The organism is Lysinibacillus sp. JNUCC 51, from assembly GCF_015999525.1.
In the GTDB taxonomy this organism is placed as follows: Bacteria; Bacillota; Bacilli; order Bacillales_A; family Planococcaceae; genus Lysinibacillus; species Lysinibacillus xylanilyticus.
This window is the reverse complement of record NZ_CP065545.1, coordinates 4,867,956-4,885,120: the sequence shown is the minus strand read 5'-3', so window position 1 is coordinate 4,885,120 and position 17,165 is coordinate 4,867,956. Positions and strand designations below refer to the sequence as shown.

General features: G+C 37.4%; 16 protein-coding genes. 2 read left to right on the top strand and 14 right to left on the bottom strand.

All coding sequences use genetic code 11. From position 1 onward, the window contains the following. The 9 genes from fabG to JNUCC51_RS23625 form a co-directional block, all read right to left on the bottom strand. The gene (gene fabG, locus JNUCC51_RS23665) at positions 1 to 732 is read right to left on the bottom strand and encodes a 3-oxoacyl-ACP reductase FabG (RefSeq protein ID WP_337990048.1); all 732 of its coding nucleotides are present in this window, start codon (positions 730 to 732) and stop codon (positions 1 to 3) included. Further along, positions 716 to 1,627: an intracellular short-chain-length polyhydroxyalkanoate depolymerase gene (phaZ, locus tag JNUCC51_RS23660; protein WP_337990047.1), complete on the bottom strand. Its 912-nt coding sequence runs from the start codon at positions 1,625 to 1,627 to the stop codon at positions 716 to 718. Before phaZ ends, fabG begins: the two co-directional genes overlap by 17 nt. 12 nt (positions 1,628 to 1,639) lie before the next feature. After that, positions 1,640 to 2,644: a 3-oxoacyl-ACP synthase gene (locus JNUCC51_RS23655; protein ID WP_337990046.1), complete on the bottom strand. Its 1,005-nt coding sequence runs from the start codon at positions 2,642 to 2,644 to the stop codon at positions 1,640 to 1,642. Continuing rightward, positions 2,641 to 3,660: a branched-chain amino acid ABC transporter permease gene (locus tag JNUCC51_RS23650; RefSeq protein WP_337990045.1), complete on the bottom strand. Its 1,020-nt coding sequence runs from the start codon at positions 3,658 to 3,660 to the stop codon at positions 2,641 to 2,643. The genes JNUCC51_RS23655 and JNUCC51_RS23650 overlap by 4 nt, the downstream gene beginning before the upstream one ends. After that, positions 3,657 to 4,529 carry a branched-chain amino acid ABC transporter permease gene (locus tag JNUCC51_RS23645; protein WP_337990044.1) on the bottom strand — a complete coding sequence of 291 codons (873 nt, stop codon included), beginning with the start codon at positions 4,527 to 4,529 and terminating at the stop codon, positions 3,657 to 3,659. Before JNUCC51_RS23645 ends, JNUCC51_RS23650 begins: the two co-directional genes overlap by 4 nt. A gap of 15 nt (positions 4,530 to 4,544) precedes the next feature. Then, positions 4,545 to 5,252, bottom strand: coding sequence for an ABC transporter ATP-binding protein (locus JNUCC51_RS23640; protein WP_337990043.1), 708 nt, complete (start codon positions 5,250 to 5,252; stop codon positions 4,545 to 4,547). Further along, positions 5,227 to 6,003, bottom strand: coding sequence for an ABC transporter ATP-binding protein (locus JNUCC51_RS23635; protein ID WP_337990042.1), 777 nt, complete (start codon positions 6,001 to 6,003; stop codon positions 5,227 to 5,229). The genes JNUCC51_RS23640 and JNUCC51_RS23635 overlap by 26 nt, the downstream gene beginning before the upstream one ends. Positions 6,004 to 6,094: 91 nt before the next feature. Next, complete coding sequence (locus tag JNUCC51_RS23630; RefSeq protein ID WP_337990041.1) at positions 6,095 to 7,339, bottom strand: substrate-binding domain-containing protein; 1,245 nt, start codon at positions 7,337 to 7,339, stop codon at positions 6,095 to 6,097. Positions 7,340 to 8,023: 684 nt separating this feature from the next. Further along, positions 8,024 to 8,653 carry a GNAT family N-acetyltransferase gene (locus tag JNUCC51_RS23625; protein ID WP_337990040.1) on the bottom strand — a complete coding sequence of 210 codons (630 nt, stop codon included), beginning with the start codon at positions 8,651 to 8,653 and terminating at the stop codon, positions 8,024 to 8,026. A gap of 120 nt (positions 8,654 to 8,773) precedes the next feature. Between JNUCC51_RS23625 and JNUCC51_RS23620 the strand changes: the two genes are divergently transcribed. Beyond that, complete coding sequence (locus tag JNUCC51_RS23620) at positions 8,774 to 9,592, top strand: MerR family transcriptional regulator (protein WP_337990039.1); 819 nt, start codon at positions 8,774 to 8,776, stop codon at positions 9,590 to 9,592. Positions 9,593 to 9,659: 67 nt separating this feature from the next. On the opposite strand, the gene JNUCC51_RS23615 is transcribed toward JNUCC51_RS23620, so the two are convergent. From JNUCC51_RS23615 to JNUCC51_RS23600, 4 genes are all read right to left on the bottom strand, one after another. Next, positions 9,660 to 9,896, bottom strand: a complete 237-nt coding sequence (locus JNUCC51_RS23615; protein WP_337990038.1) for an SDR family oxidoreductase — start codon at positions 9,894 to 9,896, stop codon at positions 9,660 to 9,662. Positions 9,897 to 10,140: 244 nt separating this feature from the next. Further along, positions 10,141 to 10,950, bottom strand: coding sequence for an alpha/beta fold hydrolase (locus tag JNUCC51_RS23610; protein ID WP_337990037.1), 810 nt, complete (start codon positions 10,948 to 10,950; stop codon positions 10,141 to 10,143). 129 nt (positions 10,951 to 11,079) lie between these two features. Beyond that, positions 11,080 to 14,268, bottom strand: coding sequence for a BTAD domain-containing putative transcriptional regulator (locus JNUCC51_RS23605; RefSeq protein ID WP_337990036.1), 3,189 nt, complete (start codon positions 14,266 to 14,268; stop codon positions 11,080 to 11,082). Positions 14,269 to 14,741: 473 nt separating this feature from the next. After that, the gene (locus JNUCC51_RS23600; RefSeq protein WP_337990035.1) at positions 14,742 to 15,722 is read right to left on the bottom strand and encodes a diaminopimelate dehydrogenase; all 981 of its coding nucleotides are present in this window, start codon (positions 15,720 to 15,722) and stop codon (positions 14,742 to 14,744) included. 419 nt (positions 15,723 to 16,141) lie between these two features. Between JNUCC51_RS23600 and JNUCC51_RS23595 the strand changes: the two genes are divergently transcribed. After that, a complete protein-coding gene (locus JNUCC51_RS23595; RefSeq protein ID WP_337990034.1) occupies positions 16,142 to 16,432 on the top strand; it encodes a hypothetical protein in 291 nt (96 codons plus the stop codon). Between the two features lie 6 nt (positions 16,433 to 16,438). Here JNUCC51_RS23595 and yeiL read toward each other — a convergent pair whose 3' ends face one another. Then, complete coding sequence (gene yeiL, locus JNUCC51_RS23590) at positions 16,439 to 17,101, bottom strand: transcriptional regulator YeiL (RefSeq protein ID WP_337990033.1); 663 nt, start codon at positions 17,099 to 17,101, stop codon at positions 16,439 to 16,441. Positions 17,102 to 17,165: the final 64 nt, after the last annotated feature.

Here is a 17,165-nt window from a genome sequence, read left to right as displayed (position 1 = left end):
TCACATCATAATTGCTCCATCCACATGAAGCGTGTGACCGTGGACATAAGAAGCCTCATCAGATGCTAAAAATAAATAAGCATTGGCAATATCCCTAGGTGTTCCTAATCTTTGCAGTGGGACGACTGAACGCATTTGTGCTAGCACATTTTCTGGCATTTTTTTCACCATATCTGTTTCTGTAAAGCCAGGAGCCACCGCATTCACGTTGATACCCTTGCGACCCAATTCCTTCGCCCATGTTTTAGTCATGCCGACAATAGCCGCCTTTGTGGCAGCGTAATTCGTTTGACCAACATTTCCATATACCCCGCTAACTGAAGATGTATTAATAATTTTGCCCCCGCCGGCAGCAATCATATGTGGGATTACCTCTTGTGTACAATGAAACACTCCAGTTAAATTCACATCAAGCACCTGTTGAAACTGATCTTCCGTCATTTTTGTTAACATTGCATCACGTGTAATACCTGCATTGTTCACTAAAATATCAACTCGGCCCATTTGCTCTATGACTGTTGTCACTAAGTTCTTGACGCTCTCTCTATCTGCAACGTCTACTTGCACAAATAGTGCTTGATTCCCTAATTGCTCAGCAGCTGAAACACCAGCATCCTCATTAAAGTCTGCAATGACAACGAATGACCCCTCTTCAATAAATCGTTCAGCAGCAGCATAGCCAATCCCGTTAGCAGCTCCTGTTATAATGGCAATTTTATTGTTTAAACGCATAATTTTTTCCTCCAATTTCTAAAAATGCTTCAATTTCAGTTGTAAGCTGTGGTAAATCGTCAATTAATGGGGAGTGGCCGCAGTCTTTTAAGCTGACGAACTGTGCGTTAGTACCTAAATCGAGTATTGTTTCGTCATTCATTCCTTCTGTTATGACGTAATCGCGATCCCCTCTTAACACTAAAATTGGAATGGTAATCTGTTGTGCCTCATGAGTGCCTTTGGAGACTTCATTGTCAACAGCACTTATATTGAAGACATTTAATGCATGATAAACTTCAGCTAAATTTCGTTGCGTCAGCATATCCTCCACATATGTCTGATAGTGTTCTGCGCTAGGCTGATTATGAGTGTAAATAAGTGCGTCCCAGACGGACTGTAAGCCCTGCACATTTTTCGAATCGTAGAAGCCTTGTACTAATTTTGTTTTAGATGTATCTACGAGTACCTCTTCATAGGTAAAAGCTCTCTTTAATGCAGTTTGATCGCCAGAACCTAAATCCGTGTAAAATGGATAGCCTCTCGTAGACGCAGTAGCTAGTAAAATAAGCTGCTGACAATAACCTGGATACTGAGCGACAAACTGCATACTTACAGCCCCGCCCGTTGACCAGCCAATCATGTCAAACTGTTTTAATTGAATAGCGTCCACAAAAAGCTTTACGTCATCGCTAAAATCTTTAATCGCGGAAATCGGTTTATGATAAGATGAACCACCAAAGCCTCGTAAATCCATCGCATAAATTGTATATTTTTCATCCAATGCATCGATTAGAACGTCCCAATGCTTGGAGGATGTCATATTACCATGAATTAGTAATAAAACACGTTCTCCCCCTTGGCGTTTACGATAAGCAATCGTTTCACCATTTGATAGCTGAACAGTTTTTAACATCACTTTTCCCCCTTATCCCCATTGAATTGTAATAGCTCCCCAGACATAGCCAATACCTGCACTTACAAGTGTGACGACGTCTCCATCATGGATTCTCCCTTCCTCTAATGCTAGCTGCAACGATAATATTTGGTCTATCTGTCCGATATGACCATAATCTTGCAAGTATATAGACTGCTCCTGCTTTAAGCCGAGTTCAGATAAAATATAATCATGAGCAGATCTTTTCATGTGAAGGATCGCTAAGTAACTAATATCCCCCTCAGTTAATCCACTTTTCGCCAAGGATGTTCGAATTACCTTCAAAAAATTGCTTAAAGATTTTTGCTCTAAGCGCTCCTTCATCCCAATTGGATCTATCACATCTAGCTGATACAATTTATTCTCTAAATCATCCGGCGTCAAAGGTTTTTTTGTACCACCGACAGGCACAACTACATCCTCTGAGAATGAGCCATCCGTCATAATATCCGTCTCTAATAAATGATTCTTGTCATAGTTTTTTTGTAAAAGGATAGCGCCACCACCAGCTGCTAAATTGTACATAAAGCGCGTTCGAGGATTGCTGTAATCGATAAAATCAACATTTCGATAGCCACCAGCTAGGAGTACAGTATGAATAGTATCATCCGAAGCCATTAAACTTTTCGCTAGTTTTAGTGCCATAATGGTCGTGCCGCACCTTAATTGCACATCAAATGCCCAAGCATTTACGGCCCCTAACTCTTCCTGCATTTTTATCGAGGCAGTCCACAAGGGATACTCCTTATGCTCCTCTCCCATATAAATCACAACATCAATGTCCTTCGGGTCGATATTAGCCTTGCGTATAGCGTCTTGCGCTGCCCATATTCCCATTTGAACCGTATGATCGTGCTCACCAGGAATAGGCTTTTCATAGATACCCATTTTTTGTCGAATAATATCCTCTGGAATATTGGAAAGCCTCGCAATCTCTTTAGCTGTCATTTTCGTTTGCGGAATATAGATTCCTGTACTTACAATGCCTACTGTCATTCAAATCGCTCCTTTTCCTGCGACGGGGCAACCGATGTTTGGTCTTTTTCCTTGTGCTTTAATCGCCATTTCCAAAACATCAAGCGCAGTGATCCAATAATTCCTTTTGGGAAAAAGATAACAGCTAAAATATATAGAATCCCAAAGAAGATAATCCAACGTTCAAATATTGGATAATCACGAGCTAGCCCTGAAAGTGCATGCTGTGCATATTCAATAACAGCCGATCCTAGTAATGGTCCAACTAATGTACCCACACCGCCAATAATCGTCATTAATAATGCATCTAGAGTTATGTCCATTGTCATCACACTCGTATTAACAAAGCGTAGTGACACAGCATATAAGGAGCCTGCTAAGCTTGCAACGGTACCTGCCACAATCGATGCAATCACTTTATAGTGCAAAGTGTTATAGCCTAATGATTTTGTTCGTTGTTCATTTTCCCGAACTGCAATTAATATTCGACCCGTTGGCGAGTTAACGAAACGATACAGCGCAAGAAAGATAACGACTAAGCATGCAAGTACGAAGAAATAAAACGTCATTCTATCTCTAAATATTTCAGGTGCTCTAAACGTAAAACCATCATTACCGTATGTGACAGAACGCCATTTTTCTGCCACTACTAAAAATAGTCCCGAAAAGGCTAATGTCAACATCGCAAAGAAGTGACTTTTTAATCGAAGTGTTAGTAAGCCCACTAAAAAACTAATGAAGCCAGCTAACAACACGCCAACGACGATAGATAATAAAAATGTTGAGAGTGTTGGCTCCATCTGTTTCAGCATGACAGCCGATGTGTATGCACCTAAACCAAAAAACATAGCGTGCCCGAACGACACAATACCTGTATAGCCAAGGAGAATGTCATAGCTCATCGCCAAAATACCGAAAATAAAGATTTGCGTTAATAAAATGATGAGCGTTCTTGAATCATTGACGAAAGGGAGAAGCACTAATATTGCCAGCATGAGGAAAAAGCCTACATACTTTAATGAAAGCTTATTTTTCATGTCGATCTCTCCTTTCTCATAGCAAATAAACCTTGTGGTCGGAAGATTAAGACAACGGCCATTAAAATCATATTGACCGCGAGCGAAAGCACTGGCACATAATAAGCCATAAAGCTACCTGCTAAACCGACTAATATAGCTGCCAGGAGCGAGCCTGAAAAACTGCCAAATCCTCCGATTACGACAACGATAAAGCCTAAAATCGCATACTCCATGCCCATTTCCGCATAGATGACACCTGAATACGGAGCCATTAACATACCGCTTAGCGCTGCTAGTGCCGCACCAACCATAAAGACATATAAAAATACCCGCTTTATATGAATGCCAAGCGCTTGTGCCATTTCTTTATCCTGTACACCAGCCCGAACGATTAGTCCAATCTTCGTTTTCTTTAACATGTATTGGAAAATACCAAAAATGATAAAACCTACTACGATAATAAATAATCGATATTTTATGATAATAACGTCTCCAATTTCCCAGCTACCCGTTAAGTAACTCGGTGTTTTCACTGCCACACCATTTGGACCAAAAACAACTTTAATCAACTCCTGTAGCACAAGCATCAGCCCTAATGTAATTAAAATTTGCTGAATATGATTGCCATACACAGGTGTAATAATTAATTTTTCTGTAATAAGTCCCAACAAAGCTCCTGTTACGACGGCACCTACAATACCAATCAGAAAGCTCTCTGTGTACATATACGTAAATATCCCAGCATAAGCACCCCAAACGAATAAACCACCATGAGCAAAGTTCAAAACATCCATTAATCCAAAAATTAACGTCAGACCCGCTGCCAGTAAAAAAATTAACATGCCAGTTGCCAGGCCATTAACAACTAAATTGACGAATAGTTCCAATAAAATACACCACCTTTATCCGATTCCAAGATATTTTCTTTTTAGTTCTTCATGATGGATAAGATCCTGCATTTTGCCCGAATGAACTGTTCTGCCATCATCAATCAACGTATACGTATCGCCAATTCGGCTCGCCATAATAAAGTTTTGCTCTACAAGAATGATAGACGTTTGTTTTTTCATTTCAACAATGGCCTCCATCACTTTCTCTACCACTATTGGCGCCAGTCCTTTAGAAGGCTCATCAATCAACATTAACTTACTATCGTTGATAAATGCCCGTGCCATGGACAGCATTTGTTTTTGACCACCAGAAAGATGTCCACCAGCCTTCTTCCAAAATTTCTTTAAATCAGGAAACAGCTCCAGTACATAATTTTGTCGCTCTAAAGTAGCTGTATCTTCTTTGCGCATGGCCACTTTCATATTTTCCTCTACAGTTAAATCTGCAAAAATACCTTGGTTTTCAGGTACATAGCCAATTCCTAATTTTGCAACTTTATAGGTCGGGCTTTTTTTAATAGAATGTGAACGAAATTCTACCTCGCCCTTAGAAGCTGGCGTTAACCCCATAATCGTTTTTAAAGTGGTCGTTTTGCCTGCACCATTTCTGCCGAGCAGTACACTTACCTGCCCCTCCATTGCCTCAAAATTAACCCCCTGCAAAATATGGTATTGACCGATATATGTGTGGACATCATTTAATTTCAGTAAGGTGTTCATCGTAAAGACCTCCTAAATATGCATTTTGTACGGTTTCATTTTTCATGATGTCCCCTGGTGTTCCATCCGCAAGAAGCTGGCCATTAAATAGCACCATAATCGAGTCCGACAAATCTAGAATCATATCCATCTTGTGCTCAATGAGGAGAATGGTTTTATCACCTTGATTTTTAATAGTGCGAATCACCTCTAAAATCGTCGGTACCTCCTCCAAGGACATACCTGCCGTTGGTTCATCAAGTAAAAGGATTTCCGTATCAAGTGCTAACAGCATTGCAATCTCAAGTTTTCTCTTTTCACCATGGGACAGCATTGTCGTAAGGGCATCTCTTTTATTATCAAGCAAGACAAGTGATAATAGCTCTTCTGCTTTTTCTGTAATCGCCTTATAGCTTTTATAATGGCGAAATAATTGATATCGAACTTTCTCCTTGGATTGCACAGCTAAACGGACATTTTCTAAAACCGTTAAGTTCGGAAAAACATTCGTAATTTGAAAAGAACGCCCTAGCCCCATTCGTGTTCTTTCAATAGCTGATTTTTGCGCAAGTGATTGTCCTTTAAAATAGACATCCCCTTCAGTCGGCTTTAACTCTCCACTAAGCAAATTAAAGAAGGTTGTTTTTCCAGCTCCATTAGGTCCAATAATTGACTTCAATTGCTTTTCCGGCATATTAAAATTCACATGGTCGACAGCTGTGTGTCCGCCAAAACGAATGGTTAAGTTTTCTGTTCGTAAAATAGGTTCCATCGTATTCTCCTTTCTAGTACTTCCATCTCTCTTCACCCATTCTCATTTGAAAGTGGGTGAAGAGAGACAGAAAAATATCTGTCTCATAATTTTACTTATTCAAAATGGGCGGTGCCGTTTCTTCAGGGCTAAGCTCACGAATTAGCACTGGTACCGGATAATCTACACCATCTTGTTTTTCTAGACGGATAGAATACATCGACTGTAATGCTTGATGGTCTTCTTTTCGGAAAGTCATTGTTCCTTTTGGTGTTTCAAATGACATCCCTTCCATAATGCCAATTAGTTTTTCCGCATCCGTATCGCCATCTGATTTTTTCAGAGCATCTACAATAGAAATGGCTGCAGACATACCTCCTGGCGTAAATAAATCTGGAACTTCATTGAAGCGTTTTTTATGTTCCTCCACTAACCATTTATTCACATCATTTTGTGGTAACGTATGATAATAAACAGAAAACCCTTCCATTCCGATTAATGGATTCATAAATTTCAATGCAATAATATCTGGTGCACCTGTTGAAATTTTAATGCCCTTTTCTTGAATTTTTAAATCTGCAATTTGATTCCACGGTGAGTTAGCGCCAGCCCATACAACAAATAAATAATCTGGTTTTGCATCAATTACTTTTTGCAAATTGGATGTAAAGTCAGTCGCTGCTGGATCTGCATATTCCTCTAAAACTATTTCTGCACCTAGCTTTTCCGCAGCTGTCTTAAACGCCTTCACCCCATCCCAGCCAAAAGAATAGTCCGGAGCAAACGTTGCGATTTTAACACCCTTCCCTGCGATCGCTGCCGCTGCTGCATAGGCATCCTGAGAAGAATTTCGACCTGTACGGAAAATATATTTATTAAATTCTGAGCCCGTAATGCTATCCGCTACGGCAGGCTCCACCACCATAATCTTTTGGTATTCTTCCGCAAGTGGTAAAACAGCTAGCGTATCACCTGAGCTCGAAGAACCTACTAGGAAATCGACCTTGTCATCTTCTAATAACTTTGTAGCTTTTTGAACCGCAACCTCAGGCTTTGTTTCAGTATCTTCATAGACAATTTCTATTTTCTTACCCTTAACCTCCATCGTACCGCCTGTAGCATAATCAATCCCTAATTCAAAGCCATTTTTTGTTTGTTTCCCATACGACTCCAGAGCACCCGTCAATGACGCAAGCACACCGATTTTAATAGTGCCGCCTTCTTCAGTAGTAGTCCCCTTTGTATCATCCTCTGAAGCTTTACCATCCGTTGAACTTTCCTTCGTCCCATCCGAATTACAAGCCACCATCAACATCGACAACATCAATAAAAGCACAAATAACCAATGCTTCTTCATCCCATATCCCCCTTCATAATAAGTTAAAAAGAAAGCGCTTTCGTTGCTATATCCACTATATAAAACTGTAGTTACAAATTAGTTACAAGATAGTTGGGTCAGGTTACTGAGCCAACTATCTCTGTCGCGAAAGTGGAGCCCAGCGCAACGACTGCGACAAAAAATCTTTAATATGCTGCAATGGGGAGCTCATTTTTCTGCGACGAAAGTGGAGCGGAGCGGAACGACAGTAGCAAGATCTCTTTCGCGAAAGTGAAGCCCAGCGCAACGACAGTCGCAAGATCTCTGTCGCGAAAGTGGAGCGTAGCGCAACGGCAGCTGCAAGGGGCTCTGTCGCGAAAGTGTGGTTTTTTCCGGGGATGAGGGTTTATCGAAACAGTTTTGAGATTTATCGAGAACTTTTGATTGTTTATCGACCAACTTTATTGATTTATCCACCAACTTTTTTAATTTATCCACCAACTTTTTTAATTTATCAACCAACTTTTGAAAAATATCGACATCTACCTTTATGCACGCTATCTGAGCGCACAATTTGCATCGCTTTTGACATAATCATATTTTCAAGGCAAAATTAAAAAAATTTAAAAAAAGCGGGAGAAATCAATGTTTCTAAATTGATTTCTCCCGCTTAAGGTTTTGACCAGTTTTATCCCAGATTGTCTAGCTCCTTTTCGGTATCAGTTAAAAATCATAACTATATAAAAATACGTTTAGTTTTTCTTCCGTTGTATCAAATTGAATTTCTTTTTCATCTATTCGATCGAATTTTTGACTGTCATAATATCCATAGTTACATCTAGTATCTGTATATAAATACAAAGATTTAACATCGGCACTTTCCATATAATTAAACAAATGATTCATTAGAGCCTTTCCAACCCCAAGGCCTCTGGATTCCCCCGAGACAATGAATAATTCTATACAACCTTGAAAATCATTTTCTTTTCCGTGTATCAGTTCTTTATATGCATCTTGAACCTTCCCAAACTCTTTCATGAATTTTTTATTTTCCTTTTTAGCCATGAGTACTTTAAGTATGGAATAGGCCAGACTGAAAATATTATGTGCTTTCTTTAAACGGTTTTTGTCTTCTTTTGAATTGCCTAAAATAATACCAATAACTTTACTGTCTTTTTCTGCTACTTCGCTAAATGAACTTTCTAAAATACAACCTTGTAGATAGATGTTCAATACTGTATCTAAAAATTTCTTATCCTTAATAAATTCATTAAAACCAAATGCTTCACCAATCAATTCTTTAACGGATTCATAGTCTTCTTTAACTATGCTTCTGTATATTACTTTATCCATGTTTATACACTCCTGAAGTAAATTTATTTTTCCTTGTAAATATCTTATTATGATAATAAGGTCTCCCCTAAGAGGAGAGTCAACAATTCTGTAAGGAAAAATATAAAGGAAGTGATTTCGGTGCAACATTTATTTTCTATTGGAGAAGTTTCGAAAATGAAAGACATTACTATAAAAGCGTTAAGATATTACCACAAAATGGGGATTCTTATTCCCAAAAACATTGATGAAACAACAGGATATAGATATTATTCTATAGATCAATTTATTCATATAGATATTATTAAAAGCTGCAGAGAGTTAAACACAAGTATCGTTGAACTTCAAGATATTTTTAAGAACTGTGATACTAATGAATTACTAGCATTTTTACAATTTAAAAAATATGAAGCAGAAGAAAAAATAAAGAAAATGCAGGACGTCATCGAAACCATTGATAACTTAAATATGAAGGTAGAGACTTCTAAGGAAATATTAAATAATGATGAGATCTCTATTCAGTTCCTTGAACAGCGTTCTGTAGTTGTTGCCCCTTGTAAAGAAGTAGGTAGTTTACAGGAGTTACTATACTATTCAGATTTAGAGAAAAGCATTCAAGATAAAGGCGGAAAAATGTCACTTGAAAGAGGGATCCTCTACAACGTTAAGGCAAAGTCTTATGTAGTACCAATGTATGTCTTTAGTAGTCTTCAAGGAAATTCCACTTTAGAAGCTGAACATAATATAAAAATATTACCAAAAGGAAAGTATTTAACGATAGCTTATAATAAAGAAAATGAAGAGGAACGTAGGAATAAAATAATTAAATATGTAAAAGAGAATAAGTTAAACGTTAAGAGCTTTATTGAAGTGGAGTTATATAATGATTTCTTTAATACAGAATCTTATAGTTGCCAAATTCAAATATTTATTGAAAATAATGAGGCAGTTAATTGTTAACCTTAACTTTAAAAGGTCACCCTAAAACAAACTTAGCTCATCACCAAAAGTTGGTGATGAGCTATTATTACGCTAGAAGACCAACATCAATCACGTATTGACTTCCAGTAATATATGAAGACGCATCTGAGGCTAAAAATAAAACGAGATTAGCTATTTCTTCTGGCTTTGCATAACGTTTCATTGGAACATTCTCCATTGTCTTTGCTCTTAATTGCTGTGCTTGTCCAGATGCTTTACCTTCTTCAATGGCAAGCATCATACTTGTATCTACATAGCCAGGACAAATAACGAACTCCAGCATCTACAACTTCTAAAATAGACGCTGATTTAATAACGCTTCCATAACCCACTAGAACAATGGCTTTCTTTGTTTCAAAGATATAAAATATGTATTCCCCACCGCTCAGGTTTTTTATGTCATATCCATCTTAGAGATTCTTATTTTAACAATAAATAGACAGCAAAAAATCCATTAAATAATGATTATTCATGGATTTCTTTCTGTCTATATTTAATTAATTAATAAGAAAAGGATATCAATCGATTTATTCCTCTACCCGATCCAACCATTCATGCATTAGACTATTAAACAAATTTGCTTGTTCAATTTGCAAGTTATGTCCAGCCTTATCTAAAATTGTGAAGGCTGCTCTTGGATATTTATCTAAAATGGCAAAAGCGTCCTTATAGCCAACCATGGAATCCTGTTTGCCTAGCAAAAATAAGCAAGGTTTAGCAAATGAAATCTCATCTACTGGAAAAGAAAAACTATAGCCCTTTTGGATTTTTTCTAAAAACTCCACATCCGCATTTTTTTGACCAGCCAATACTTCATTTGTGTAACGGTGACAATTATATTCATCTAAGACAACTAAATGGGAGCTAAAATCTTCAAGTTCCTGTTTCGTTAATGTCGATAAAAACGCTTTATCCGTTGAGACAATGCTTTGTGGGGGTACTGTTCGAGCTTGTTTATCAGGAATAATTAATGGACAAATAAACGCAGCCCCTAATATTTGTTCATGATACTCCCTCATGATTCCACGCACTAAATATCCACCATAAGACTCTCCTACTAATAAATAACGTTCGTTTGGTATTAAGGTGTGTATTAGTTCTACTACAGCCTCTAGCATTTCATCTGAGTTATGTATCTTTTCATAATCTGTCGTCTTGCCCATCCCTGGAAGGTCAATATAAATTCGTTTCCAGCCCTCTCTGTCTGCAAAAACGGGCTCCATACATCCCTTCATTAGTTGATGATCTGGCGAAAATCCATGGAGCATTACGATTGGTGTTCCGTCACCATTTATTTCATAATAAATATTCGCCTTACTTACCTTACAAAATGACATAGTAGTTCCTCCAAATATTATTATAAAGTGGATTTTCGTTCCGACTGGACGCTTTCCTGGGAGTCGCCCAGTCTCCAATCCTATTCAAGAACCATAATTACAAAAAATGGTTTTTACACAAAATAAACACTAGCCCATTATTAAATCATAAACAACCATCGTCGATTCCATTGGTGTTGTATTAAGTTCATTTTTTAATTGCTGCACACATTTTTCATACCATTTTAATGCAAGGGAGCGGTTTTGTAATTGATAGTAACTATACATCAACAATCGATAGCCTTCTTCCCATAATGAATCCTCACGAATCATTCTTTCAGCATAAAAAATAGCTTGCTTATAATTTTGTTGCCGCGTCGCATTTTGTGCTAATCTTTCCAGTACTTCAATATATAAAGATTGTAGCTTTTCTCGATCCCGTAGAAGCCAGTCTAACTGCTTTTTTTCAGCATAAAGAACATCCCTATAACTAGTTTCAGCAAGATGCAACCATTCGTTTGACAATTGTGGATCGAACTCCTCCATACCTAATTCATAAAAATAAAGAAAGCGTTCGATATCGATTTGCAGAAATTGAATTTGCTGCAATTGGTACATATTATTTTTCCGCTGAACGAAAAAGCTGTCCTGACGCGCATTTCTATTTGGCTCAAGTACCTTTAATAACGTATTCAATACAACTTTAAAATCTCGGTCTAGCGATTCAACATTCCGCTCTGGCCATAATGCCTGTGCAATCTCTTCCTTTGGCGTAAACCGATTACGATGACAATATAAATAAACGAAAAGCTCCTTCGACTTATCGCGCTGCCATTCTTTATCATCAAGCTTTTGTTGCTTTCTTACAAAGTCTAAACTTCCTAAAAAATTCACCTGCACTTCCTCATTCGGATAAACAATATTGTCCTCAACTTGAAAATAATTACGCATCGTCAAAATAGCAGCATTTTCCCCATCACATTTTCTACTAAATTGTAGAAGCTCATAAAAAATCATCCGATTCGGTGGACCGAGAATGGTTTTCCTTTGTAAAAAATAGTCATAGCCATTTGTGATGCACAAATGTGCAAACTGCTGAAAATAATGATTGAATTGCTGAGGATTATTTTCTTTGAAGGCAATGACAGATTGAAAGAATAGTACATGCATTTCACCATTTTTATCGCCACAGTCGTTGAAAAGTCGCTGTGCCTTTATTAATAATTGGTGTGCCCGTTCAAATTCATGCTGAGAAATAATAATTTTAACCTCAGCGATTAATATAATAGCAGTCATCCATGCATCTTGTACTTGCTCTGTTTCACGTAATCCAAGGGCTACATATTTTTTAGCAGAGATAATATCTCCTTGCACATGTTTGACAATTGCTAATCCCATGTATGGCTCGGCCTTTACGCGAGAAATATTAATGGTATTCATTAATGTAAGGGCTTTCTCATAAGCATTACAGGCTCCTGTGTAATCTGGAAAATCTACTAATAGTAAAGCATGTGCTTTGCGAATATAGCCAACAGCCTCAATAAAAACCGATTTTTCACGTAACCCCCTACGAATCCCATGCTGAGCTGCATACCAAGCATCCTTCCCTAGCCCTAATAACGCATAAACAAATGATGCTAACAACTCACTCTCTCTATGCGTAGCGACAAGCTGTGGCGGTAATTCCAATCTCTGCGTCAGTAATTCCTTTGCTTTTAGAAGCTGCCCAGTTCTTAATAATATTCGAACGTCAACATTTGCTCTTTGTAGCACTTCCTCCGGTAAAGCAACCTCTTCTGTAAAAATTCGTGCTCCCTTTGCCTTCCCTAAATTCACCAAGTTTTCTGCATACTGACGTTGCAATTCGAGAAGTTCTTCTTCGTTTAACGGCGTATGATTCGCTAACTCTAATGCTCTCTTTAAATGCGGCTCTGCCAATGCAGGCTGGATTGTATCAAGATAAATATGTGCCAAACCTGCTTGTGCTTTTGTCATAAAGAGATAATCATTCTTAGTTTTTGCGATGTTTGCACAATTTTCATAGGATTGCTTCGCTCTTTCATAATAAGCACGATAGCGGTGGCATTCTCCTTCATAAAAAAATAATTTGTAATATTCCGATTTTTCATCAGCTGTAAATCTATTTATTTTTTCTAATAACCACTCAAATTGCCCAGCACGAACTAGACTGTCAGCATGATTTTGTAATAATTCACCACAAAAATCCTGATCATTCGTTTTAAATGCATGATGAAGAACAGCTTGTATATTGTTTTGTTTAACATAATACAACGCTGCTTGTTTATGCAATGCAATATACTGGGGAGCATTATGCTGCCATTTTAGCTCTAAAAATCGACTGAACAAGGCATGAAAACGATAAAAACCATTCTTTGTGATCGGTTGAATAAATAAATGTCGCTGTACAAACAATTTTAACGCCTCTGCTATTTCCGAACCATAAAACTGTGTGATAAACTCCTCTGAGAAAGAGGGGAAAATCGCCAGCTTTAATAATACCTCTTGCTCGAATGTAGACAGCTTAAAATAAACTTCCTCCGATAAATAGGTGAAAAGGTCATTTGTAGAGATATTTAGCCAATGATCTAATGTCTCCTTGTTCCATTGTTCAGCTAATAAAGAAATACTAATTGCCCAGCCCTCAGTAATTTCTAAAACCTTAGATATTTCTCCTTCTGTTAATTGCACTGATACGTAATCCTCGAAAAAAACAGCGATCTCCTCTGATGAAAACGCCAATTCTCCTTCTGAAATAACGAGTAATTTTTTTTGTAGCTTTAATTTTCTCGTAATATCCCAATTCGGTAACGTTCTAGATGCGATGATAAAATGTACATTCGGTGGTGAAAATTCAATTATTTTTTCCATCACATAATTAATATGGAATACATGGTCAACAAGATGGTAGTCGTCTATGACAATTAAAATCTGCTCTTCGATTTCACATAAACTATTAACAAATAGCTTGAACCAACGATTTAGTTCCTCTATTTTCGGAAAACGGGATAATTGATTCCATGCATCAAATTCTTGACCGAAGCTCGGAACAATTCGTGTGATACTAAAAAATAAATGATTTAAAAACGGCAATATATTATCATCTTCCTCCGACACACTATACCAGGAAAATGTGCTTGATTGTGCATGTAGAAATTGTGTAAGGATTGTTGTTTTGCCATACCCTGCTCCACTATGAATAAGTGTGCAAGAATGGTTTAGGCTTTGTTTTAATGTTCTCATTAATGTAGCTCTACTAATACAATGATTGGACGGACTCGGTGAAATACATTTTGATTGGATAATAATGTCTGTAGTCATTTGGTGATAACCTCCCCATTCAGCTGGTTATGTAAGGTTACAAGTCTTCACTTTTAAATTATCGGCTCATAGTCATAAGGTGTGGTTGGTTTCCGTTCCTACAGAGTACCATTCTATAAGCCACTTTTTTGTTGCTGTCGCTTCGCTTTCGCACAGATAAAACATTGTTGTTGCTGTCGCTTCGCTGTAGGTTCACGGAACAACACGATGTTGGTCACGAAGGCAATATCACGGGGCAGGATCTTTTATCCTTCGTTCGGCTATTGCCAATCCCTAAGAAGTCACCCAGTTTCCACTCTAATCAACTAATATACATAGCATACTTTTTTTCTAAATTCATTCTAAACTTTTGATTATTAGTTAAATTATTGACAGTTTACCATATACTATATGTTATTTTACAGAATTGACTTCCTAAAAATAAAAAATCCCGATTATCAAATAATATGATAATCGGGATTTTGAATAGTATATTATAAAAGTTCTTTACGTAATTCAGCAGCTGATTTTGGTGATAACAGACCGAATGGAATATCGAATACTGTTTTTGCACCTTTATCTCCAGCTTGGTTTAAACGATGAGCTGCACGTGCAAAAGCTACTAGAACACTAGACGTGAAGTTTGGATTACTTTCAAGCTTTAATGAGAATTCAAGAATTTGTTTATCGTTAGCGCCGCTTTCACCACTGCGAATAACAAATCCACCGTGTGGCATACCAGTATGGTTTGCTTTAAATTCCTCTTCAGAAATAAAGTTTACTGTTGTGTCATACTCGTCAAAATAGTTTGGCATCGTCACAATTTCTTGTTCAACTTTTGCAGCATCTGCACCTTCTTCAAGAACAACCCAGCATTCACGTGCATGTTTTTCACGCGTTGTCAGCTCAGGATTTTCACCGTTGCGAACACGATCTACAGCCTCTTTAATTGGTAATGTGTATTGTACAGCGTTATTAACACCTTCAATGCGACGAATAGCATCTGAGTGGCCTTGACTTAAACCGTCTCCCCAGAAAGTATAAGTTGTACCTACTGGTAGAACTGTCTCTCCAAGTATACGATTTAATGAGAACAAACCTGGATCCCAACCAACTGAAATGACTGATACTTTACCAGATTTTTGTGCTTCTGCATCTACAGCCTCGAAAAACTCAGGAATTTTCGCATGTGTATCAAAGCTGTCAATTGTATTAAACCATTGTGCAAAGTGTGGGCCTTGCTCTGGTAAATCAGTTGCTGAGCCACCACATAAAATCATTACATCAATGTCATTTTGGAATTTTTCAGCATCATCCACTAAATATACACTTGCATTACTTGCAATGTTTACAGTTGAAGGATCGCGACGTGTGAAAACCGCTACTAATTCCATATCTGGATTTTGCGAGATAGCATACTCTACTCCGCGCCCTAAATTTCCATAACCTACAATACCTACTCGAATTACACTCATTAAAAATTCCTCCTCACGATTACGTGACTATGTGAAGCCTTTCACGTTAAATCTAATTACAATAATACGTTTTGTTAGGAAAATTCACAATAGTTTGAGTACGTGTTTTTCTCTATAAATCATACAAATTTTCTATGATTTTTATTCGTTTAAGGTATGAATACGGTTACATATTACTAATCTAACTTCTTTCAGCGGATTCACGGACATCAGAAAGGAGTTCTTAAAGGATGTTAGCCTAAACACAAAGTCGATTCCGAACGAAATTTTATCTGCGCTAAAGCAAAGAGTCAGCCTACAATTATTCCAAGGCATATTTGATTAACGAACCTTTAAGTTTTCATTAAAGCCTTGTAAATGAAGACTATTCGGACCGAATGTCTTGTACAATAAAACTAACGACAAAGGGGGCATGTTGAATGAAAAGTAATTGTTATTCACCTAACACAACATTGGAACAAGGAGAATTACTTGCTTGTCCATTTCAAAATGCACAAAAAAGTGCTAAAGCTCACATTGAAACTGATGCAAAGCACAAAAGATTTTCACCTAACAAACACCAATGTATAAGGGTTTTACCTTTTGACGTTATAGACGAAACCCTAAATATCTCCGTACAAAACCAACAAGTCGATGAGGTTAGCTTCTACCATAGCGGCAAGGAAATCGCACGCTGGTTGATTAAAAAAAGTGAATACAATAAGCTGTAGTTTTCCTTACAGTATCTCCTGCGCCAATTCAGAAAGACGCTTTTCATCCATAATGTGATAGCCATTCTTTCTCTTCTCTAAAATTTTTTCTTCACAAAATTGTGCAAGTACATATAATAAATGGCGATAGGAAACCCCTAAATATTCACAGATTTCAGTATGCTTTTCTTTATAGATTCCTTGATCTGACGAAAATTGAATAAATGCAGCAAGTCGATTTTCAAGTGGAAATGCTTGATTTTGTGTATATTTTGACGTCATTTTGAATGCCTTTTCCCCTAAAAACACACAAAGTTTACGTAAAAATAGTACATCCGTGAGTAACTTTTCTTTGCAGGACTGTGAAATCGAAAAACAAATCGTCTCGGTTACTGTCTGAATCCCCTTCGTATATCTTGCCTCATTAAGCAACTCAATTTCCCCCATAAAACGTGGTGCTTCCAAGTAATCGATAAGCGAGACCTTGCCATTTTTATGTGTCATATATAGCTTCGCCTTTCCTTCGATCATGTAGTATAACGTATCTGGAAATGACCCTTCTTGAAAAATCCATTCACCTTTGTCAAACTTACATATTTCTAGAAATGGATCAATTTCAAAAGAAAAAAAATCATCTATTGGATATTTATCAAGATAGTATGAACGTTCCTCAGCTGTCAGTATATGCATTATTTAACTCTCTCCTCCGAAAAAAATGTGAGATATCTCACATTATTGTACCGATGAACGTGCT